Origin of the sequence: Kitasatospora sp. NPDC048298, from assembly GCF_043201465.1 — a bacterium.
GTDB lineage: Bacteria > Actinomycetota > Actinomycetes > Streptomycetales > Streptomycetaceae > Kitasatospora.
The window spans coordinates 25,457-48,421 of sequence record NZ_JBICYZ010000017.1; the positions used below are offsets into that span (position 1 = coordinate 25,457).

The window sequence follows — 22,965 nt, forward strand, 5'->3', positions numbered from 1 at the left end:
CGCCCGCCCGCGCACCGCCCAGGACACCCCGGCGTACCGCCCCGCGACACCCCGGCGTACCGCCCCGTGACACCCCGGCCCGCCGGAGACAAGGAACGACGATGCCCACGACCGCCGACCCGTTCGGCCCCGACGGCCTGTTCGGCTCGATGAGCGAGGAGATCGAGCAGGCCATGGAGGCCATGCGGGCCCACCGGCTGAAGGCCGAGGAGGTCCAGGCCGAGCTCGCCCGCTCCTCCGCCACCGTCACCTCCAAGGACCGCATGGTGACCGTCAAGGTCGGCCCCCAGGGGCAGGTCCTCGCGCTCACCTTCCACACCACCGGCTACCAGGAGATGGCCCCCGCCCAGCTCGGCAGGCTGCTCACCGACCTCCTCAACGAGGCCCGGGCGCAGATGGGCGATCAGGTCATCCAGGCGATGAAGCAGTTCGAGGGCGTGGGCGACATGCTGCGGCTGGGACTCAGCGGCGGCAGCAACCTGGACCAGCTGCTGGAGCCGCTGCGCTCGATGCGGCCCGGCCACGACGCCGACGAGGAGGCGCAGCGCCGCCGGGCCGGCCGCCAGGAGGAGTTCCGTGAATAGCGAGAACGTCTTCGCGAAGACCCAGGAACTCAAGAAGCGGTTCGCCGAGTTCGGCGAGCTGTCCTCCCTGATCGACAAGGTGATCTCCGACGTCAAGACCGTCAACGACCTCAACAAGAAGGTCGGCGGCGACGACGAGATCGGCAAGCAGTACCACGAGCAGGTGGACAAGGCCACCAAGGACCTGGAGACCCTGATGTCCAACATCAAGGACACGGTCAGACAGGCGGGCGAGAACGGCATCAACCTGGTCGCCGACCTCGACTACGCGGAGGACACCGCCCAGGACATCATGAGCAGCATGTAGGAGAGAGCACCCCGTGTCGTACCCGTCCCTCGACCCCGGCGACTTCCTGGCCAACCTCTTCGGCGCGCTGGCCGGCATGCCCTGGCCCCAGGTCAAGGAAGGCGAACTGCGCGACGTCCGGGACGCGTACGAGGTGCTCGCCAAGGAGATCCCGCAACTCCACGAACTGATCGCGACGGTGGCGATCAAGGCCCGCCAGGAGTTCGAGGGCGAGGCCGCCCGGTCGTTCAGCGACGCGATGAACGCCTACATCGGCATCGGGGGCGGCAAGGACGGCACGGACCAGGTCAAGGAGGCCGCGGACACCGCCCAGGCGCTCGCCGACTGCGCGGGTGACGTGGCCAACTCGGTCGAGTACACCAAGTGGATGGCGATCGCCCAGCTCATCCAGCTGGTCTTCGAGATCACCATGGCGACCCTGTGGGCGCCCTTCACCTTCGGCGAGAGCTTCGCCGGCCTGTCGCTGGCGTACTTCTTCACCCGGCAGGCGCTGTGGATGCTGCTGAAGTTCCTGATCAAGTCGATCCTGATGCACACCTTCACGGGCATCGTGACCGGCATGCTGATGGACTCGATCATCCAGGGCATCCAGATGTCCCACGGCGACCGCAAGAAGTTCGACCTCGACGGCTCCTTCAAGCAGAGCGTGCTGAACGGCGTCATCGGCGGTGCGCTGGCCGGGCCGATCAACCTGCTCGGCATGGGCCTGGGCAAGCTGATCGGCAACCTGATCGGGAAGAACGCGGGCAAGGTCCTCTCCAAGGAACTGACCAACGTCATGAAGGGCGGCGACAAGGAGGCGCTCAAGCACCTCCTGGACACCGTCACCAAGGAGGTCGGCGGCTCGGCGCTGGACAACCTGGAGAAGGCCGGTGCCAAGTCCATCGGCAAGGCCGGGAGTTCGGCCCTGGAGAGCGCCGGGAAGGGCGGCGGCGGAGCGGTCCGCAAACTGCTCACCGACGAGGAGGCCAAGGCCTTCTCGGAGTCGCTCGGGCGGCAGATGCAGCGCGTCGAGCCGTGGCTGAAGCAGGGCTTCGGCAAGGCCGGCGCCGGCAGCGTCGCCGAGCGCTTCACCGAGAACCTCGCGGGCTCCTTCGAGAAGCACCTCGGCACCCAGCTGGGCAAGGACGCCGCCAGGAAGCTCGGCCAGGAGTACGCCGAGGCCTTCGTCGCCGGCTGGACCAAGCACGGCGCCGGCAACGAGTCGCTCGGGACCGTGCTGCGCTCCGTCCTGGAACACGGCGGCTCCGAGCTCGGCGAACACGGGATCTCCGCCCTCGCCGAGCACCTGCCCAAGCTGGCCGCCGCCATGGGCGAGGGCAACAAGCTCTACCGCCTGGGCTTCGCCATCGGCTCCCAGCTGATGGAGGGCGTGCAGGGCAACCTCTCCGAGGGCTTCTACAACCTCATCTTCGACGACAGCCACAAGTTCACCACCAGCGCGGCCACCTTCGGCGCCGGCATGGGCATGGGCCTGCTCGGCAAGGGCCTGCACGCCGCCTTCCACAAGCTCGGCGTCGGCGACAAGTGGGTCTCGTACGTCCAGAACGTCCAGTTCAAGGAGATCGAGGCCGGCAAGGGCGCCTACTTCCCGCCCCTGCACCCGATGACCGTCCTCTCGCTGTTCAGCAACCTCGCCGGCCACCCGGCGCCGTTCCCGGTGCCCCGACTCGGGCCGCACCACGAGGAGGTGACGGCCGGTCACGTCCTCGGCTACTCGCGCGGGACGGGCGAGGCGCCGGACGTCGAGTACGCGGCGCTGTTCGCCAAGGCCTTCGGCCGGGCGGACCTGGAGACCCTGTTCGCCGACCCGGCGCCCAAGCCGGTGACGACCGTGTCCGGCGCCGGTGCCGGCGGTACGACCACCGGCAAGCCCGACCCGGTGACGACCTCCGGTAAGTCCGACCCCGCGACGGGTTCCGGAAAGGTGGACACCTCCGACGGCGGCAAGGTCGGCCGTCCGAGCCCGGTGCAGACCGAGGGCGGCGCCAGGCCCGCCCCGGAGCGCCCCGCGCCCGTCCGGACCGACACCGGCGGCACCACCCTCGTCGACGAGCCGGTGCGGCCCGCCCGCCCGGGCCGGACCGTCGGCGGGGGGCAGCAGACGGACCACGCCGTCGCCACCGGCTCGGCCGGCGGCCCGGACCCCAAGCCGCCGACCCCGCCCCGCACTTCGGGCGGCACCCCGGACCAGCAGCCCGCGCCCCGGCCCGAGCCGGGCCGGCCGGAGCCTGTCCGCCCCGAGCCTGCCCGCCCCGAGGGCTTCGACCCCGACCGGACGGAGGAGTGGCTGGCGCCCTGGTGGATCAAGACGGACTTCCCCGAGGGCGCGCTGCCGCACTGGACGGACACCGACTTCGCCGCCGCCGCCCACCAGGTACTCCAGCACCCCGACCGCAGCTACCCCGACCCGGAACGCCCCAGCGGCGCCCTGATCCTGCACGAGGGCACCGTCGACGGCGTCCGGCTGGCGATCGGCGTCGAGGACGGCCGGGTCTGGCAGATCCGCCACCTCGGCGGAGCCGACATCCCCCGCCCCGAGCACGGCACCCCGCCGGCCGGGCACCAGGACACCCCGTCCACCCAGCACCAGGACCCGCCGCCCGTCCGGCACCAGGACGACCACGCCGCCCCGCAGCCGCCGTCCCGACGCCGCGGCCGGGACGAGTACGAGAGCGAGAGCGCGAGCGACCACGGCGACCCCGGCCGGTCCGCCCCGAACACCCCGGACAGCACGGACACCCCGGAACCGGCCGCCAAGCGCCCCCGGCCCGAACAGCAGCAGACCCCCGACGGCCGCCCGCCCTTCGACCCGGACCGCGACGCCCCGCACCCGCTGCGCCCGCTGGACTCCTTCCTCCACGAGTTCTCCGACGGCGGCTACGGCACGGCCCACCCGGCGGCCCGGCACGCCCTGGAGCAGGCACTGGCCGGCCCGGACGGCCCGAAGAAGTTCGCCCACCCCGAGGAGTTCGTCCGACTCGTCAACCCCAAGGACGGCGAGGGCAGCCTGCTCGGGGACGTCAACTGCGTGGCGGCCGCGATGGCCTTCCACGCCACCTTCCACGGCGACCCGCAGACGGCCCTCACCCTGTCGCAGCGCCACCTCGGCGCCGTCACCGACGCCCAGAACTGGACCGGCCACCCCGCCGAGTACCTCGGCCTCGGCGGCACCGGCCTGAACGAGGTCGCCCGCAGGGTCACCGAGGGCGGCCCCGGTTCGGCCGCGCTGGTCTTCGCCTGGACCGAGGACGGCCGGGGCCACGCCTGGAACCTCGCCAACGTCCCCGGCGAGGGCCTGGTCTGGGTCGACGCCCAGCAGGGCCTGCACTCCCCGGGCGACCGCCCGCTCCCGCAGGACGTCACCAGGGTCTGGGCGATCACCCTCGACCCGGAGAACCGGCCGGTCCGCGGCGAGGGCGGCTTCAACGCGGCCGCGCTGCACCCGGACGAGCGGTCGGCCCGGCCGACCCCCGCCGAGGCCTTCACCGGCACGGACGGTCCGGCGCACCCGGCCCCGCACACCCCCGAGTCCGTTGCCGAGCACGTCACCGACCATGTCATTGACCATGTCACCGAGCACGTGGCCGACCATGTCACCGAGCCCGTTGCCGAGCACAGCACCGAGTCCGGCACCGGGCCCGTCGAAGCCTTCCCGCCGCCCGGCGAGCGGGTCCGGGTGGACGGCGATGGCCTCTGCCTGCTCAACTCCGTCGCCACCAGCCGGCCCGACGCCGTGCCCTCGACGCCCGAGGCGATGAAGCGGGCGGTCGGCGAGCACCTGCTCAAGCAGGGCCCGGAGAAGCTGCCGCCGGAGGTCACCCGCGGCTACCGCAAGATCGTCACCCAGGAGCTCGGCAGGCAGCTCGCCAAGCAGACCCGCCCCGAGCTGCTCAACGGCCTGCTGGACCTCGGCGTCGCCGGCGTCACCACCCACGAGGTCGTCCCCGCGCCGCTGCTGCGCGAGCGCTACGTGACCGCCCTCGCCCACGAACTCGCCGGCCCCGGCGGGGACCCGGCCGCCGCCCGGGCACAGGCCGAACGGAACGTCAGCTGGAAGTTCAAGAGCCCCGAGGAGCAGCGGGCCGCCGAGAAGTACCTGCGCGACCACGGACTCGAACCCGCGACCTCACCGCACGAGCTGCGCCGGCAGTACGTCGACGAGCGGGTCGCCCGGGGCGAGGACCGCGACACCGTCGAGCACCAGGTCGGCTGGAACTTCGCCGACGGCTCCGTCGGCCCCGAGGAGCAGTTCGAGTTCCTGCTGGGCCGCCCCGAGCAGATCGGTCTGCACGACCTCTCCGACGCGGGCCTGGCCGACCTCCAGGTCTGGCACCGGACCATCTCGGACACGCCGCTCTCGCCCGCGGAGTTCGCCGGCCTCCAGGACGCCGTCAAGAACTGGGAGCACTCCTGGTGGCAGGGGTACGGCGAGACCTTCCCGCCGCTGCTGGCCGACGCCCTCGGCCTGCGCCTGCGCATCCTCGGCCCGGACGGCCTCGGCGGCCACACCGAGTACCTGCGGTACGGCCCCCAGGACGGCCACCAGGTGACGGTGTACTACAACGGCTCCAACCACTACGACGCCAGCCGTCCGCCCGTGGCGGCGCCGCCGGTGACCACCGCGCCCCCGGTCCACCCGGCCGGGCACGACGGCCCGGTGCTCCCGCCCGCCCCGCACAGCGTGCCCACCGTCAGCGGCCACGACCGGCCCCGCCCGTCGGCGGAGACGCCGAAGCCGGAGGCCGTGGCGGAGCCGCTGCCCGCGCCCAAGCCCGAGGCCGGGCCCGAGGTCGGGCCCGGGGTCAGGACGGAGTCGGCCCCGGCCCCGAAGCCCGTGTCCGAGCCCGAAGCCGAGGTCAAGCCCGAGGCCAAGGCCAAGCCCGAGGCCAAGGCCAAGCCCGAGGCCGAGGCGAAGACGGAGTCGGCCCCGGCGCCGAAGCCCGTGACCGAACCCCAGCCTGAGCCCGCGCCGAAGCCCGAGCCCAAGCCTGATCCCGAACCCAAGCCCGAACCCAAGCCCACACCCCACCGCCCCGAGGTGCCGACCATCGTCGTCACCGAGCCGGCGCACGATCCGCTGCTCCACCCCGCGCCCGACTCTCCGCCGCCGTCCCCGCCGGCGTCCGTCCTCGCCATGTCCGTGTTCTCGACGGAGTCCACCGGCCCCCACCTCCAGGACCCGGCGTTCACGCCGAAGAAGCCGCTCGGCCCGGACGAGCTGCGCCTGCCGCCCGCCCGTGTCACCAACCACCGCAGGCTGTCCGCCTCCGACCTCGTGGTCGGCCTGCACCAGGACGACACGACCGTCTTCCAGCACATCACCAAGCTCTTCGAGGACAGGTTCAAGGACGACCTGCCCGCCGCCCGGACGATGGCGAAGGACTTCTTCGACCCCGCGACCCTGCGCCCCAAGCTGGCCGCGCTCTCCCGCGGCGACGTCTGGGAGGCGAAGTTCGAGACCAACGGCTGGTCCGGGAAGATCTCCGTCCGGGTCGACGTCGAGGACCTGCACCACCAGGAGACCGCCCCCGGCGTCGAGTTCGAGAACGGCTCCGACCGGCACGCCTCGATCGGCCTCCAGGACGACAGCCTGAACCGCTTCAACGCCGGTCTGCAGGCCAAGGCCAAGATCGGCAAGGTCGACGTCACCGGGACCTTCGGCTACCAGCACGACGAGATGCACGGCAACGTGTCGGCCGAGGTCGGCCGCTCCATCGCCCGCGGCAAGACCGTCGAGCCCGGCGCCCTGTTCGCCGGCAAGCTGCGCCTGGCCCTGGACTTCACCGAGCTCAACCACCGTGGCCGGCCCGTCGTCCCCGAGGGCGGGGAGCGGGTCCAGCGGCTCGACATCGGCGCCACCGTCGGCATCCCCGTCCGCGACACCCTGGACTCCCACGGAGCGCCGGTGCCGCTGGACCGCGAGAAGCTCTTCGCCCCGCCGCAGCGCGTCGTGGACGGCCACCGGCTCGGCGGCTCCGACATCGTCCTCGACGTCTCCACCCACCGGCACGGCCGCCCCGACTCCGACCGGCCGATGCAGGAGGTCTTCGACGGCGTCGAGGACAAGGCGGCGGAGGTGCTCGGCGGCATCTGGCCGAAGCTGCGCGAGAAGATGGCCGCCGAGCTCGACCTCACCCGCCTCCAGCAGGACCTCAAGAGCATGATGTCCGGCGAGCCGACCCGGATCGAGGTCGTCGACGACACCGGCCTGGTGACCGGCTCGGTCGAGATCACCGCCTCCGTCCAGGCGATGCGGCAGGTCGGCGGGACCGCGCAGACCGAGTTCAACGTCGGCACCGGCGTCCAGCGCGTCCGCAGCGTCCAGGACACCAGCAGCGACGGCCTCCAACTGCCGCTGCCCGGCGTCGTGTCCGGCAGCGGGGCCGACAAGTCGATCGGCGCCGGCGGCGGTGGCCTCCAGCTCATCCGGGACAAGGTGCAGATCTCCGGCAGCAGCCAGGAGGTCCTGCTCACCACCAAGACCAAGGGCCCCGGCGTGGTCTACGAGGGGCGCAGCGAGCTCACCCTCACCTTCGAACGGAAGTCGCCGCTCGGGACGGCCACCGACACCGCGAAGACCGCGGTCGACTTCCGGGCCCTGATCGAGCAGAGCGAGACCCGCCCGGTCAAGCACGAGGACACCGGCGACCCGACCCTCTTCGTCGCCACCGAGGAGCCCGGCCCGGGCAGGCCGAAGACCTTCGAGCCCGGCAGCACGGTGCCCAGCCCGCCCGACGGCCTCTGGCAGCGCCCGGACAGGACCGGTGGCGGCTTCGGCGACACCACCACCGTGCGCGACCTGCCCACCGTGCAGCCGCTGCACCAGGGCGTCGACGAGCTGGGCAAGCAGGTGCTCGGCGGCTCCTGGAAGGACGTCAAGGACGGCGTCCAGCAGCTCTTCAGCCACCCGATGGTCGCCTCCCACCTGACCTCGATGACCCGCGGCGTCCCGCTGGAGGCCCCCGAGCGGCTGGCCGCCACCCTGCTCAAGCACGGCGTCAAGGTCTCCGCCACCGCCCACATCACGGAACTGGACTACAAGCGGCCCAACGCCAAGGCGGAGCTCAACCCGGTCGACGAGACCACCTCCTTCAAGGCCGGCCGCCGGCTGATCTCCGACACCAAGTCCGTCCAGGGCTCGGGCGGCGGGACCGTCGGCCTCGGCGGGAAGAACACCGCCGAGATCAGCGGCGGCTACTCGCGCCAGGTCCGCGACCGCGACGGCTGGCGGGACGGCAACTCGCAGAAGGTGTACGCCAACGGCAAGTACGCCCGCCCGCAGGAGATCTACGACGCCGGGCTCGCCGTCCGGGTGAAGCTCACCGTCGACGGCAAGGACCACGAGGTCACCGTCCCGATCCGGGCCGAGGTCAGCCTGGACGGCAAGGAGACCGGCAAGTACACCGTCGGCGCCGACGGCCTCGCCCACTTCACCGGCCCCGGCACCGGCACCCCGGTCACCCACAAGGGCCCCGGCGAGCAGCACGACCCGCCGCACCGCATCACCGACCGCGGCGCCATGAGCGCCTCCGACGTGGTGCACAGCCTCGGCCGCGGCGACATCGAGGTGCTCAAGAACATCGAGAACACCCTCAAGCGTGAGTTCGGCTCCGTGCCCGACGACGTGCTGATGAAGGTGAAGAACCGCTTCGACCCGTTCGCGCTGAAGCCGCAGCTGTCCAAGCTCACCCGCGGCGCCAAGCTCACCGAGCACCTGTCCGTCCACGGCTGGGACACCACCGTCACGGTCAGGGCGGGCCTCGACAAGGACTTCAAACACACCGACACCGTCGACAAGTTCGAGTTCGAGCTGGGCACCCAGACCCGGGTCACCTCGGGCGTCAGCAAGGACCGGCGCATCCGTGACGCGCTCTCCCTGCCCACCCGCTTCAAGCTCCCGTTCGTCGACCTCGGCCTCAACCTCGCCCGCCGCAACGACTTCGCCCACGGCTCGACCGTGGACACCACCGGTGCCACCGTCAGCAAGGGCAAGACCGTCGAACCGGCCGGCCTGTTCAGCGGCACCGCCAACTTCACCGTCCACATCGAGGCGAAGCGGCTGGGCCAGAAGGTCACCGCACCGGACGTCCACGTGCCGGTGGACACCACCGTCGCCGTGCCTTTGCGTGACGCCCCGCTGCACGGCAGCACCGAGACGGCGCCGCTGAAGAAGCCGCTCGACCCGCCCGCCCGCGTCGAGAAGACCCACCGCCTCGGCTCCTCGGACGTCGTGACCGACGTCTACCCGCTGCGCCCGCGCGACGGCGGCGACACCGGCGGCGGTACCGGCACCGGCCCGCACCCGGCGGGCGACGGGGACCACCGCTCCGTCGGCGAGAGCGCCGTCGAGCGGATCGGCGGGCGGGGCGCCAAGGCGCTCGGTTCGGACTGGGGCGGGATGCGGGAGAAGCTCCTCGCCGAGCTCGACGTCACCAAGCTCCAGCCGCAGCTCAAGTCGATGATGTCCGGGCACGAGATCGTGGTGAAGCACGGTCGCAGCACCGTACGGATCACGGCGGGAGTCTCCCGGCTGGAGCACACGGGGGAGACCTCGCAGACCGAGTTCAACACCGGCACCCAGGTCCAGCGGACCTTCGCCAGCTCCGATGGCGTCACCAGCTACGGCGCCGGGCGCGGCAACACCGTCACCGCCTCGCTCCAGGGGACGAGCAACCCGCTGCCCGTGGGCCCCGCCGTCACGGCCGGTGGTTCCGTCACCCACTCCTGGGGCCACGACCAGCTGGACGTCCAGGCGCAGCGCACCACGGCGGGTGCGGCGACCAAGGCCAAGCTTCCTGGCAGTGTCTACACCGGTGAGGCGACGCTGTACTTCCGGATGGAGCGGCGTCCGCTGGTCCCCCTCGGGGACCCGAACCGGCTGGTCGAGCCGGGCGGGAACCACGTTCCGGGGACGGCGTTCGAGCACGTCAAGTCGGCCGCCGGGCAGGCCTGGCGGGAGGTGCGCAAGCTCGGTACCACCGTCCACAGCGTCGACACGGCGAAGATCGGCTTCGAGGCAGCAGTCGAGGCGGGGGAGGGACGCGGGGCCAAGAACGGCAAGCCCACGGCGTTCGAGGCGCCCGAGCACCGCACCGGCCAGGCCCCCGCCCCGGCTCCCACCGAGCCGCCGGTGGAGAAGGTGGTCAAGGCACCGCCCGCCCGGGTCTGGAGCGAGGGCCTGCGCGACATCGACGTGATGCGCTGGCTCGGCGACTCCTCCGGTGTGCAGGACATCCTGCGACTGCGCGGCCGTGAGTTCTTCGGGTCGCGTACCTGGGACCGGATGGAGAGCCTGGCCCGCAACACCACCGATCACGCCCAGCTCTCCAGCCACTTCGGTACGGCGACCCGGGGTGAGGAGATCACCACGCCTTCGCCGGGTCGGCGTCTGCTGGTGTCGGACGGCGGGGTGAAGGTGAACCTCAAGGTCCTGCAGCTGGAGTACGACCGTACCGACGGCAAGGTCGAGCTCAGCCCCTCCAACGCCACCTCGACCAGCGCCACCAAGACCAGGCTCGACTGGTCGATGTGGGGAGGCCAGGTCCAGGGCGGCGTCAAGGCCGAACTGGGCCCCGTCGAGGGGACGTTCCAGGGCATCGTCGGCGGATCGCACCGCAGCCGCGACGGCCTGTCGCTCGGCAACACGGGCCAGGTCGTCTCGCACGCGAAGTTCAACACGCCGATGGCGCGTTACGACGGGTTCGCGGAGGTCGAGGTCGTCTTCTTCAAGGGCGACAAGGAGGTGGTGGAGAAGGGTGTCATCCCGATCACCATCGACATCCCCGAGCGGGAGACCGCCGACGCGAAGGTGATGAGTGACCACGTCCTGACGTTCAGCGAGGACAGCCCGAACGGCCTCTCCACGCCGAAGCACCCGGCCCCGAAGCCCGCCGCCGCCACTCCGGACACGGACACGAGCACGAAGCCGGAGGCGGCTCCTGAGCCCAAGCCGGAGAAGACCCCCGCCTCGAAGCCGGAGCCGGCTCCCAAGCCGGAGCCCGCGCCGGAACCGAAGCCGGAGAAGGCTCCTGAGCCGAAGGCGGAGCCGGAGCCCGCGCCGGAGCCGAAGCCCGTGCCCGAGCCGAAGCCGGACGCCACCGGCAAGCCGGCCGAGGAGGTGTCCGACTCCCTCCACGCCGAGCCGAACTCCGAGCCGAACGCCGAGCCGAACGCCGAGCCGAACTCCGAGCCGAGTCCCGCACCCGATCCGGCCCCCGCCGGCCCGAAGCTGTCCGACTTCATGCCCGAGTCCTCCTGGTGGCGGCTGTTCACCGATGCCAACGTCCACGGGGAGGCGCTGACCGAATCGGGCGGTGACGCCGCGAGCCACCTGGACCGGACCAAGTACCCGGGCTTCCGCCAGGGCATGACGGAGCTCTTCCGCGAGGTGCTGGACGGCCGGTCCGGTACCCGTGACTGGTCGCGGATCGACAAGCGCTCCTACGAGCAGCTGCACGACCTCGCGACCCGTCACCTGGTCGAGGGCTCCGGCAAGAACGTCGCCACCATCTGGTCCGGCACCAAGGACGGGACGTTCACCACCATGCGCGGCACCGGCCGCACCACCCTGGCCTCCGACCTCGCCGACGAGCGCTTCGGCGGCCACAAGCTGGTGGCCGACTTCACGAGCGGCGTCCCCGCGTACGAGGAGAAGGTGCCGCTGGTGCTGTTCACCCGGGGGAAGGCCCGCGAGGGCATGATCTCGATCAACTACCCGCACGGCACCGCGCCCGACCACGTCCAGTCCGTACTGGACCACTACTACGCCGAGGTCGCGGCGGCCGGCGACGACCACGGCAAGCTGGTCGCGATCGGCCGGGTGACCCGTGCGCTGCAGATGGTCCAGCCGTTCTCCGACGCCAACAGCCGGGTGAACGTCAGCGTCCTGATGCAGAAGTTCCTGATCGAGCAGGGCTTCAAGCCCGCCGTCCTGACCAACTCCTTCGAGCTGTTCCTCGGCGGCTACACCGCCCACGAGATCGCCGACCACCTGGTCGAGGGCATGGCGAGGTTCGACCGGCTCGTCGCCGGAGCGGACGGGGACCTCTTCAACACCCCCGCCGGCCCGGGCGACCAGGTGATCGCCCAGTTCGCGGACGCCCTCGGCCTGACGTCGGGCGACCTGCCCGGGGACGCCGCCGTGCTGCACCACAAGGTGCTCGACGTGGTCCGGCTGGACCGCTCGATCCACGGCTCCGGCGCCCCGACCCTGGACGCGCCCGGCGTGCGGCAGCTCCACGCGGTCCGGCAGCTGGCCGACCTCGCGAACGGGATGTTCCCCGGACTGCCGACGGTCACGGCGGTCACGAACTACGCCGACCACCTGTACGGCGGCGTCGACCTCGTGACGACCGAGCACCTGAAGTCGGTGGCCGACGCCGTCGGGGACGTCCTCAAGGAGGGGCTGCCGCTCACCGAGGAGAACCTCGCGTCCAAGCTCCGCCCGGTCGAGTCGTCCCTCCTCAGCGACGCGCAGCTGCGGGACTTCTACGGGATCGACTCCGACAAGTCGGCTCCCGCGCGCACCCCGGCCGACGGCGACGGGAACACGGTGCCCTGGGACTCGGTGCGCTACGAGGCTCCCGGGGACGGGCGTGACCCGCTGCGGTTCGACGTTCGTGAGTTGTCCGATGGCGGGCCGCTGACGTCGGACGACTTGCTGCAGAAGCTGGCGCCGAAGTTGTCGGAGCTTGACCCGAGGTCGCTGCGGGTGGTGCTTCGGGCGGAGCACGGCTCGCTCGGGGACGATCCGGTCTGGGTCGCCCAGCAGACGGCGGACATGCTGATGGCGCCGGTCGACCTGCTGCTGGCCGATCGGGACGGGACGGTGCGGCTGGAGAGTTTCGACGACTACGGGCGGCACACCGGCACCAAGCTGCTGGAGACGGCCCACCAGGACACCGGGACGCAGTCGGCGCCGACGTCCTGGGACTCGGTGCGCTACGAGGCTCCCGGGGACGGGCGTGACCCGCTGCGGTTCGACGTTCGTGAGTTGTCCGATGGCGGGCCGCTGACGTCGGACGACTTGCTGCAGAAGCTGGCGCCGAAGTTGTCGGAGCTTGACCCGAGGTCGCTACGGGTGGTGCTTCGGGCGGAGCACGGCTCGCTCGGGGACGATCCGGTCTGGGTCGCCCAGCAGACGGCGGACATGCTGATGGCGCCGGTCGACCTGCTGCTGGCCGATCGGGACGGGACGGTACGGCTGGAGAGCTTCGACGACTACGGGCGGCACACCGGCACCAAGCTGCTGGAGACGGCCCACCAGGACACCGGGACGCAGCCGGCGCCGAAGCCCTCGGCGACGGACGAGCCCGCCGACGCCCGGCCGGAGCCGCAGCCCGCGCCGGAACCTGAGCCTGAGCCGCAGCCGCAGCCGCAGCCGGAACCTGAGCCTGAGCCGCAGCCGGGACCTGAGCCCGCGCCGCAGCCGCAGCCCGCGCCGGAACCTGAGCCGCAGCCGCAGCCCGAGCTCCAGCCGCAACCCCCGCTCGTCGACGACCGACCCGGGGGCGGGCTGGCCGACCTGATCTTCCAGGAGCTGACGAAATGAGAACGGCCCCCGGCCGGTGGGGATCCACCGCCCGGGGGCCGTCGGCCGTGCCGTGCCGGGGTCAGCCGGTGTGCCGGCCGCGGCGGCGCTCGCGGGCCATGCCGACCGCGAGGCCGCCCGCGAGCAGCGCGCCGCCGGCGACGGTCAGCGCGGTGGAGAGGTCGCCGGAGCCGGTCGCGGCCAGGCTGCTGCCGGGCGGCTGGGCGGCGGCCACGACGGCGGCCGCCGAGGTGCTGCTGCCGCCGGCGGACGGCGTGGCGGTGCCGCCGGGGGTGGTCGCCGGGGCGGTGGTCGGGCCGGGGGTGGTGCCGGAGGTCGGCCTGGCCGTCGGGCTGCCGCTCGGGGCCGCCGCCGGGGTGGTGGCCGGGGCCGAGGTCGGCGCCGGCTTGGGGGCGGGGGCCGCGCCGCCGCGCTCCGCGAGCTGCTGGGCGTACAGGCTCTCGGGCTGCACCGGGGTGCCGGTGGAGACCAGGACGCCGCTCTGCCGGCCCTCCACCGGGGTGCCGCGGGTGCCGAACGCCCAGTTGTGCGCCGTGGGCGGGTTCTCCACGCCGTAGTAGCCGACGTTGGCGTTCCACATGACCTGGTTGGCGCCGGCCCAGCCCTGCCCGGAGCCCGCGTTGCCGCGGTTGGTCAGGGCGAGGTCGTCGTTGGGGCCCCGCGAGTGGAGCATGGTGATGTTGTCGTACAGGGTGCCGGTGGCCCAGCGCTGGTGCGGGCCGGCGTCCAGGCGGAAGCCGCCGACGTTGTCCGAGGTGCAGTGCGAGAACACGTTCGGCCCGGCCACCCGGGGGCCGGTCAGCCAGGCGTGCAGATTGCTGCCGCTCACCTTGCAGTTGACCACCAGGCTCTGCTGCCCGTCGATGCTGTAGGCGCCGGGCTGGGCGAAGGGCGCGCGCTGGGGGATCGCCTTCTCCATGCCCGTCGCGGAGGTGTCGGTGACGGTGACCCGGGAGGCGGTGGAACCGATCGAGCCGATGCCCGCGCCGAAGCCGTCGGCGGCGATGTCCCGGGCCCAGGCGTCCTGGACGGCCGCGAAGTGGACGAACCGGGAGGCGGAGTAGCCGTGTTCGTCGTACCCCGGGGTCTGGACGAAGGCCGAACCGTCGGCGCTGAAGCCCTCGACGCCGACCTGGCCGATCCGGCCGGGGAAGTCGTACGCCCACACCTTGGCGTGGGTGTACTCCTTCTCCAGGGCGTTGGTCAGCGGGATGTCCAGGGTGATCCGGTTGCCGTCGACCGCGGTGACGGTGCGCTGGAACTGCAGGCCGTCGTTGGGGGTCCAGGGCTTCGAGGCGGTGCCGTTGTCGCGGTCGGGGATGCGGTCCATGCCGATCGCCTTGATCCAGGCGTCCTCCTGCGGCCGCTGGACCACGATGCTCTGCCCGACCTTCAGCCCGGCGGCCGAGTCGAGGGTCAGCGTGGTCGCGCCCACCGGGACGTAGGCGTCGGTGACGGCGTGCTCGGCGCCGCTCTTCTGCGGCGCGCCCTCGCCGGACAGCTCCACCAGCGGGCGCGGCTGGCCGGAGGCCACCAGCCTGGTGCCGCCCGTGCCGCTGCCCGCGCCGCGCAGCACGACCCCGGAGGCCTTGATCCGCAGCGGCTTGCCCACCCGGTACGTCCCGGCGGTCAGCAGGACGGCCCCGCGCAGCCCGTCCTGGCCCTGCGGCAGGGCGGCGACCTTGTCGAGGGCCTGCTGGATGCGGTCGCTGTCGTCGCCGTTCGGGGCCGGGTCCAGGGTGACGGCGACCTTGGCGGTCGGCAGCGGCTGGGTGCCGTTGCGGTAGCCGGCGTAGCTGAAGTCGGGGATCCGGTTGCCCTGCGCGTCCTGGCCGTACACCAGGCGCCCGCCGGCGAGCTTCAGCCAGTCCGTCGCGTCGGGGGCGGCCTTGCCGGGGTTGGGCCGCGGGTCGGCGGCGAGGGCCGCCGGTGCCGCCCAGGCGGCGCCGAGTCCGGCCAGCGCGGACACGGCGACGGCGGCTCGCAGGGCGGTGCGCCGACGGGCGCGGTGTTGGGGCATGGGCTCTCCTCGGTCGGGACCTGAAAAAGGTCGACAGTGTGAACGCCCCGGCCCGGCCCGGCGGTTCACCTCCGAGGAGCCCGGGAGCACGGTGGCGGGTGCCCGCCGTCCGAAGGAATCGGCCGGGGCGGTGAACCCTGGGCGCGCGGCGTCCGTGCTGTGTGCGGGTGGATTCGGTGGAGTCCCGTCGGACACCCGGTGGAAGCGGAAACCTCAACGGAACCCAGGGAGCTGTGGTGGGCACGGGCCAGAACGTGAACGGCGGCGGATCGGCCGGGTACCAGCTGCCGGCGGTCGCCTGGCTGATGGAGGAGGGCGACGAGGCGGCCGTGGCGGAGCCCGCCGCCGTTGCGGCGCCCGTTGCGGCCGCGGCGCCCGCTGCCGTGCCCGGGCCGGCGGGGCCGGGGCCGGTGGCGCCGGCGGGGCGCAGCCGCTTCCCGTCCGCGCCGTCCGCGCCGTCCGCGGTCGGGGCCGCCGAGGGCGCCGAGCCCGAGCCCGCCGGTGCTGCCCCCGCCGCTCCCACCGCGCCCACGACGCCCGCCGCCTCCGCCGCGGTCGGCGGGGCCACCGGGTTCGGCGCGGCGGGATTCGGTCCGGCGCCCACCGCCGCACCCGCCGCCCCGGCGGGCGGCCCCGCCGCCACCGCGCGGCCGCGTTTCGCGCAGTCCACCGTCGCACCGCAGTCCACCGTCGCACCGCAGTCCACCGTCGCACCGCAGTCCACCGTCGCACCGCAGCCCGCTGCCGCACCCCAGTCCCCCGCCGCGCCCCGGCCCGCCGCCGGGGCGGCGTCCCGGCCCGGCACCCCCAAGCCCGAGGCCGCGCCCGCGCCCAAGCCCGAGCCGTCGCCCGCCCCGTCGTCCGCGCCCGGTGCCCCCGAGGCCACGGCGGAGACCGAGCAGCCGGCGGGCCGCACCGGGGCCGTCGGCGCCGCCCGGCTGAACGCGCTGCGGCGGGCCTTCGTCCAGGCCCCCGCCCGTGCGGCGCGCACCCTGGCCTCGGCCGTCCCCGTCGGCGCCGCCGCCGCGCCCGGTCCCGAGGCCGTCGACACGGCCGGGCCGGCCGAGCCCGCCGCCGAGGAGCGCGGCGGCCGCCTGCGCGGCCTGCCCCGCCCGGCGGTCGCGGCCGCCGCCGTGGGCGTGGTGCTGATGAGCCTGCCGCTGGTGCTCGGCCGGGGAGACGGCGGGGCCGATCCGGTCGAGTCGCTCGGCGCCCCCGGGACGAGCCGACCCGACGCGGGGGTGCCGGAGCCGGACGCCGCCGTCCCGTCGGCCGAGAGTCCCGCCGGGACGCCGTCGGCCGGTGCCGCCCCCACCGAGGTTCCCGCCGGGGCGCCGGCCGACCCGGCCGCCGCCGGTCTTCCGGCCGCGGGCGCGCCCGCCCCCGGCACGCCCGACCAGCCGCTCGTGGCCCCCGCCCAGGCCGGTGCGGCGCCCGCCGCCCAGCCCGCCGGCCAGGCGCCCGTCGCCCGCTCCGGTGCGGGGGCGGCCGCCGCCCTGCCCGTCGCCGGCGGCGCGCCGCAGGCCCCGGCGCAGCCCGGTGCCCCTGCCCCGGCGCCCGCCCCGGCCCAGCCGGGGGCTCCCCAGCCGAAGCCGCCCGCGGTGGTGGCCCCGCCGGCCCCGCCGTCCTACTCCGCGGTGGCCGGCCCCGGCTGCTCCTCGGCCGGTACGGGCTACGCGGAGAAGGGCCGGTCCTCCGGCTCCAAGGACTGGGTCACCCGTTCCGACGGCGGCGGTGGCTGCGGCGGCCAGTTCACCTCGGTGCCGATGTCCGGGGACCGCAACAAGGACGACGAGAACTCGGTGGTGTGGACGTTCAGCACCGGCCAGGTCTCCGCCGGCAGCTGTCGGCTGTCCGTCTACATCCCGAACAACGGCGACCTGAAGGCGGTCGGCGGCGTCCCCGCCTACTACACCGTGCAGCAGGGCGACGGCGGCGCCACCCTCGGCTCGTTCTCGGTCAACCAGCCGCAGAACCTCGGCCGGTGGGTGAGCGCCGGCACCTTCCCGGTGAGCGGCGGCCGGATCGCGGTCGTGCTCCACACCCGGGGCATCGACTGGGGCAGCACGGCCGGTGCCCACCTGGCCGCCTCGACCGTCAAGGCCGACTGCACCGGATGACCCGCCCCGCGGCGGACGGGCCCCGAGCGCACCGCCGCCGAGCGGACGGGCCCGAGCGGACCGCCGCCGAGCGGACCGGGCACCGAGTGACAGACCAGCAGAACGAAAGGGAAGAACCCGAGCCATGTCGCGCCACGTGTTGACGGTGTGCCAGGACCAGCGGGTGGGCGGCAGCTACCGCACCATCGGCGAGGCCCTGGAGGCGGCCCGCAGCGGGGCGGTGATCTCCGTGCGCCCCGGGCGGTACGAGGAGAACCTGGTGATCACCAAGATGGTCACCATCGCCGCCGAGGAGGCCCGTGGCACGGTGAAGATCACCCCGCGGCGCGGCTGCGTGGTCCAGGTGGTCGCCGAGGCCGTCCAGCTCACCGGCCTCGTCCTGCACGGACAGGACGAGGAGCTGCCCGCCGTGGACGTCCCCCGCGGCCAGGCCGCCCTTCAGGACTGCGAGGTGGTCGGCAACTCCTGGACGGCCGTGCTGACCCGCCAGCAGGGGGCGCTGGCGATGCGCGGCTGCCGCGTCGTCAACTCCGCCGGCGCCGGCATCGTGGAGACCTCCACCGGCGCCAGCGTCATCGAGGACTGCGTCATCGAGCACCTCGGCACCTCCGCCCTGGTGATCGGCGAGAGCGCCAACCCGGTCGTGCGCAACTGCGTGATGCGCGACGCCCGGGGCAACGGCGTGTGCGCCAACGGCGAGGCCAGGGGCACCGTCGAGGGCTGCGAGATCTCCACCACCGACAAGCCCGCGATCGCCCTGGAGGAGCACAGCACCACCCGGGTGCTGCGCACCGCCGTCCGGGACGCCCCCGTCGGCGCCTACATCAGCTCCGCCTCCCGGGTGACGCTGGAGGACTGCACCTTCACCGCCACCGCCGGCCACGGCATCGTGCTGGGCGGCGGCACCGACCCGCTGCTGCGCCGCTGCCGCACCGTCCGTACCCGCGGCCACGGCATCCACGTCACCGCGCGCTCGCGCGGCACCTTCGAGGAGTGCGAGGTCAGCGGCGCCGAGACGGTCGGCGTGCGGGTCGAGGACTCCGCCGGCCCGGTGATGACCAGGCTGGCCGTGCGCGACTGCGGCGACACCGGGGTCGAGCTGACGGGGGAGGCCACCCCCGAGCTCGACCGGCTGGAGGTCCGCGACGTCGGCGGCGCCGGGGTGCGGATCGGCGAGGGCGCCAACCCGCTGCTGCGCCGGGCCGTCGTCACCGACGCCCGGGGCAACGGCGTGGAGGTGGTCCGGGACGGCCGGGGGAGGCTGGAGAACTCCGAGGTGCTGGCCGCGGGCCGGGCCGGCGTCCTGATCGCGGACGGCGCCAACACCTTCGTCGGCGGCACCACCGTACGGGACGCCCAGGGCTCCGGCATCCACGTCGCCGAGGCCGGGGTGGCCGTACTGCGGGACTGCGAGGTGGTCGACTCCGCCGCGGACGGCGTGGCCGTCGACGACGGCGGCGACCTGACCTGCACCCGGGTGCGGGCGCGCGGCAACCGCCGGCACGGGGCCCGAATCGGCGCCGGCGCCCGCGCCGTCCTGACCCAGCTGGAGGCGCTGGACAACACCGGCGACGGGATCCGCGTGGACTCCGCCGACGCGGTGCGGGTCACCGGCTGCACCGTCACCGGCAACCGCGGCTCCGGCCTGCGCCAGACCGTCCCCAGCACCCGGCTCTCGGTGGAGAACCTGCACAGCGCGGAGAACCACAGCCCCGACGCCCACGGCTCGGCGAGCGCCGACGCCGGAGCCCCGTCCACGGGCGCCGCCGCGGCCCGGCCGGGCGAGCCCGGCGAGCCCGCCGAGCACCCCGCACCGGCCGAGCCCGCGGTGCAGGGGCCGCTGGAGGTGCTGGGGTCGCTGGTCGGCCTCACCGCCGTCAAGGAGCAGGTCGCCACCCTGGTCAACCTCAACAAGCTGGCCCGGCGCCGCGAACTGGCCGGCATGCCCGCCCTGCCGATGAGCCGCCACCTGATCTTCGCCGGGCCGCCCGGCACCGGCAAGACCACCGTCGCCCGGCTCTACGGCAGCATCCTGGCCGAACTCGGGGTGCTGCGCAGCGGCCACCTGACCGAGGTGGCCCGGGCCGACCTGGTCGCCTCGATCATCGGCGGCACCGCGATCAAGACCACCGAGGTGTTCACCGAGGCGCTCGGCGGCGTCCTCTTCGTCGACGAGGCCTACACCCTCTCCGCCGGCTCCGGCGGCAGCGGCCCGGACTTCGGCCGTGAGGCGATCGACACCCTGGTCAAGCTGATGGAGGACCACCGCGACGACATCGTCGTCATCGTGGCCGGCTACTCCGCCGAGATGACCGACTTCCTGGCCTCCAACCCCGGTCTGGCCTCCCGGTTCAGCCGGACCGTCGAGTTCGCCAACTACGAGGTCGACGAACTGGTCACCATCGTCGAGCGGGCCGCCGTCGGCCACGGCTACGAGCTGGCCGACGGCACCCGGGAGGCGCTCACCGAGCTGTTCGACCGGATGCCCAAGGGCGCCGACTTCGGCAACGGCCGCGCCGCCCGCAAGGTCTTCGAGGAGATGGTGGACCGTCAGGCCACCCGGCTGGCCCGGCTGCCCGAGATCACCGACGCCGACCTCGCGGTGCTGGTCGCCGAGGACACCGGGCAGGAGGCCGCCGGGCCGCGGGCTGCCGCGGACAGCGCCGTCATCCTGGACGAGCTGCGTGCCATGGTCGGCCTGCCCGCCGCCAAGGAGCAGGTCGAGGACCTCGTCAACCTGATCACCCAGGTGCGCCGCCGCGAGGAGGCCGGGCTGCCGACCGCCGCCATCAGCCACCACCTGGTCTTCGCCGGCCCGCCCGGCACCGGCAAGACCACCGTCGCCCGGCTGTACGGGCGGCTGCTGGCCGAACTGGGCGTGCTGCCCGGCGGCCAGCTGGTCGAGACCGCCCGCGCCGACCTGGTCGGCCGGTACGTCGGCCACACCGCGCAGCTCACCAAGGAGGCCTTCGAGCGGGCCCGCGGCGGCGTGCTCTTCGTCGACGAGGCGTACACCCTCACCCCCCGGGGCGGCGCCGGCAACGACTTCGGCCAGGAGGCCGTGGACACCCTGATGAAGCTGATGGAGGACCACCGCGACGAGGTGGTGGTGATCGTGGCCGGCTACGAGGAGGAGATGCGCGGTTTCCTCGCCTCCAACCCGGGCCTGGCCTCGCGCTTCTCCCGGCAGGTCGAGTTCGAGCACTACACGGACGAGGAACTGGTCACCATCGTCGGGCTGCACGCCGAGAAGGCCGGCTACGTCCTCGCCCCGGAGACCGTCGACGCCCTCGGCGCGGCCTTCGCCGGGATGCCCCGTGACCGCACCTTCGGCAACGGCCGCACCGCCCGGCAGACCCTGGAGGGCATGATCACCCGGCAGGCCGGCCGGCTCAGCCGGCTCGACGTCTCCGACCTGGCCGAGCTCAGCCTGCTCCTGCCGCAGGACCTCGCCCCGGCGCGGTCGGGCAGCGCGGTATGACCGGGCGTCGCTGGGCGGGGGCCGCGCTGGCCGGCGCGCTGCTGGCCTGCGCCGCCCCGCCCGCCGGGGCGGCCACACCGGCGCCCGGCGCCCCGGCACCCGGTGCCCCGCCGGCCGCTGCCCCGGTGCCAGGCGCCCCGGCGGCGCCCGCTGCGGAGCCGCCGCCGCTGCTCGCCCAGACCCGCCAGGACGTCCAGAAGAACGGCTGCCTGAAGCCCTCCGAGCGCCCAGCCGACACGGCCGGCTGGGCCCAGGCCGCGCTGCGCCCGGAGGACGCCTGGCCGCTCAGCCGGGGCGCCGGCGTCACGGTCGCGGTGGTCGGCTCAGGGGTGGACGCGGCGCTGCCCGCCCTGGCCGGGCGGCTGCAGCTCGGGCCCCGGCTCTACGGCACCGGCGACGCGGGCCGCGACTGCGTCGGCTACGGCACCTTCGCCGCCGCCCTGGTGGCGGGCCGCCGCACCGCCGACACGGGCCCCTCCGGCCTCGCCCCCGAGGCCCGCGTCCTGGCGGTCGCGGTCACCGACGACGCCGGCGCCACCACCCCCGACCTGCTGGGCGGCGGGATCCGCGCCGCCGTCGACAAGGGCGCCCGGGTGATCGCCGTCGAGGTGCCCGTCCCGGGGCCCGGCGACGCCCTCGGCGAGGCGGTCAAGTACGCGGCGGCGCACGGCGCCCTGGTCGTCGCCCCCGCGGCCCCGGACGGCCGCAGCACCAGCTCGCCGGTGTTCCCCGCCTCCTACCCGGGGGTGCTCGCGGTGGCCTCCACCGGCCCGAACGGCCCGTCCGGCGGCGGCCTGGAGGGGCGCGTCGACCTGGCCGCCCCGGGCGAGGGCGTGACCGCCACCGGGCCCGGCGGCGGCCTGTTCACCGCCTCCGGCCCCGGCTGCGCCACCGCCCACGTGGCCGGTGCGGCGGCCCTGGTGCTGGCACTGCGGCCCGAGCTGACCCCGGAGCAGCTGACCCGGCGCCTGGAGGCGACCGCCTACCACCCCGGCACCCGGCTGCCGGACGCCGCGGTGGGGTACGGGGTGGTCGACCCGGTCGCCGCCGTCACCGCCTCCTGGCCCGCCGGCGCCCGGGCGGCCGACCCCGGCTCCCCGGTGCGGGTCGATCCGGGGCCGGACCGCTCCAGGGCCTGGCGGGCCCTCGCGGTGGCGGGCGGCAGCACCGGCGTGGTCCTGCTGGTGGCCTTCGGCGGCCTGACCGCGCGGCTCGGCCACCGCCGGGCGGGCCGCGCCGCCGGCTGACGGCCCGCCGCGGGCGTACGCCGCCCGGCCCGCAGGACGTCCCGTAAGGGAATGTGTCGCCGGGTTGAACATCTGCGAGCACGTTTTCCGTTCAACCACACGACAGGTGAGCGGCCCGGGTCCAGGACCCGGGCGGACGGGTGAGGTGGACTCCGATGGCAACCACGCTGGTGGACCGCGATGGTGAGAGACTCTGGGCCATGACGGACGGTCGGGACGGGTACGGACGAGGCGGGCACGGGCAGGACGGACAGGACGGGCAGGGGCGGGACGACGAGGCGACGGCCCGTCGGCTGATCGCCTCCTGGCTGGCCGACGAGGCCGAGCCGGCGGCCGTCCCGTCCACCGGCGCCCAGCGCCCCGCCGCGGCCCTCCCGGCCGCGTGGGTCGTCCCCGAGGCCGCCGCCCGGGAGGTCGTCGCCACCGCCCGGCGGCTGGCCCTGCGCGGACTGGCCGGGGCCCGGCCGACGCCCGGCGCCGACCACCTGGTGCTGGCCCGCGTCCTGGTGGTCGACGAGCACCCCTCGGCCCCGACCTGGTCCGAGCGGGAGCGCGCCGAACTGGCCGAGTGGGTCGCGATCCTGGTGCTGCGGTTCGGCGAGGAGGGCGTCGAGCGGCTCACCGCGGCACTCGCGGCCCGGGTCTGAACCACC

General features: G+C 74.3%; 8 protein-coding genes. 7 read left to right on the forward strand and 1 reads right to left on the reverse strand.

What is annotated here, in order from left to right:
• Positions 1-101: 101 nt before the first annotated feature.
• From ACGF0D_RS15900 to ACGF0D_RS15910, 3 genes are read left to right on the forward strand one after another with little or no spacing between them, the layout of a single operon-like run.
• Complete coding sequence (locus ACGF0D_RS15900; RefSeq protein ID WP_392870713.1) at positions 102-584, forward strand: YbaB/EbfC family nucleoid-associated protein; 483 nt, start codon at positions 102-104, stop codon at positions 582-584.
• On the forward strand, positions 577-891 hold the full coding sequence (locus tag ACGF0D_RS15905) for a hypothetical protein (protein ID WP_392916463.1): 315 nt from the start codon (positions 577-579) through the stop codon (positions 889-891). The genes ACGF0D_RS15900 and ACGF0D_RS15905 overlap by 8 nt, the downstream gene beginning before the upstream one ends.
• A gap of 13 nt (positions 892-904) precedes the next feature.
• On the forward strand, positions 905-13,444 hold the full coding sequence (locus ACGF0D_RS15910; RefSeq protein WP_392916465.1) for a toxin glutamine deamidase domain-containing protein: 12,540 nt from the start codon (positions 905-907) through the stop codon (positions 13,442-13,444).
• 61 nt (positions 13,445-13,505) lie between these two features.
• Here the strand turns inward: ACGF0D_RS15910 and ACGF0D_RS15915 are convergent, their stop codons facing one another.
• Positions 13,506-15,464, reverse strand: a complete 1,959-nt coding sequence (locus tag ACGF0D_RS15915) for a hypothetical protein (RefSeq protein WP_392916468.1) — start codon at positions 15,462-15,464, stop codon at positions 13,506-13,508.
• Between the two features lie 236 nt (positions 15,465-15,700).
• Here ACGF0D_RS15915 and ACGF0D_RS15920 point away from each other — a divergent pair, with 236 nt between their 5' ends.
• The 4 genes from ACGF0D_RS15920 to ACGF0D_RS15935 all read left to right on the forward strand — a co-directional run bounded on the left by ACGF0D_RS15920 (position 15,701) and on the right by ACGF0D_RS15935 (position 22,959).
• A complete protein-coding gene (locus ACGF0D_RS15920; protein WP_392916470.1) occupies positions 15,701-17,584 on the forward strand; it encodes a hypothetical protein in 1,884 nt (627 codons plus the stop codon).
• Between the two features lie 124 nt (positions 17,585-17,708).
• Positions 17,709-21,065, forward strand: a complete 3,357-nt coding sequence (locus ACGF0D_RS15925; protein ID WP_392916473.1) for a right-handed parallel beta-helix repeat-containing protein — start codon at positions 17,709-17,711, stop codon at positions 21,063-21,065.
• On the forward strand, positions 21,062-22,312 hold the full coding sequence (locus ACGF0D_RS15930) for a S8 family serine peptidase (protein ID WP_392916476.1): 1,251 nt from the start codon (positions 21,062-21,064) through the stop codon (positions 22,310-22,312). The genes ACGF0D_RS15925 and ACGF0D_RS15930 overlap by 4 nt, the downstream gene beginning before the upstream one ends.
• A gap of 155 nt (positions 22,313-22,467) precedes the next feature.
• Positions 22,468-22,959: a hypothetical protein gene (locus tag ACGF0D_RS15935; protein ID WP_392916479.1), complete on the forward strand. Its 492-nt coding sequence runs from the start codon at positions 22,468-22,470 to the stop codon at positions 22,957-22,959.
• The last annotated feature ends 6 nt before the right edge of the window (positions 22,960-22,965 follow it).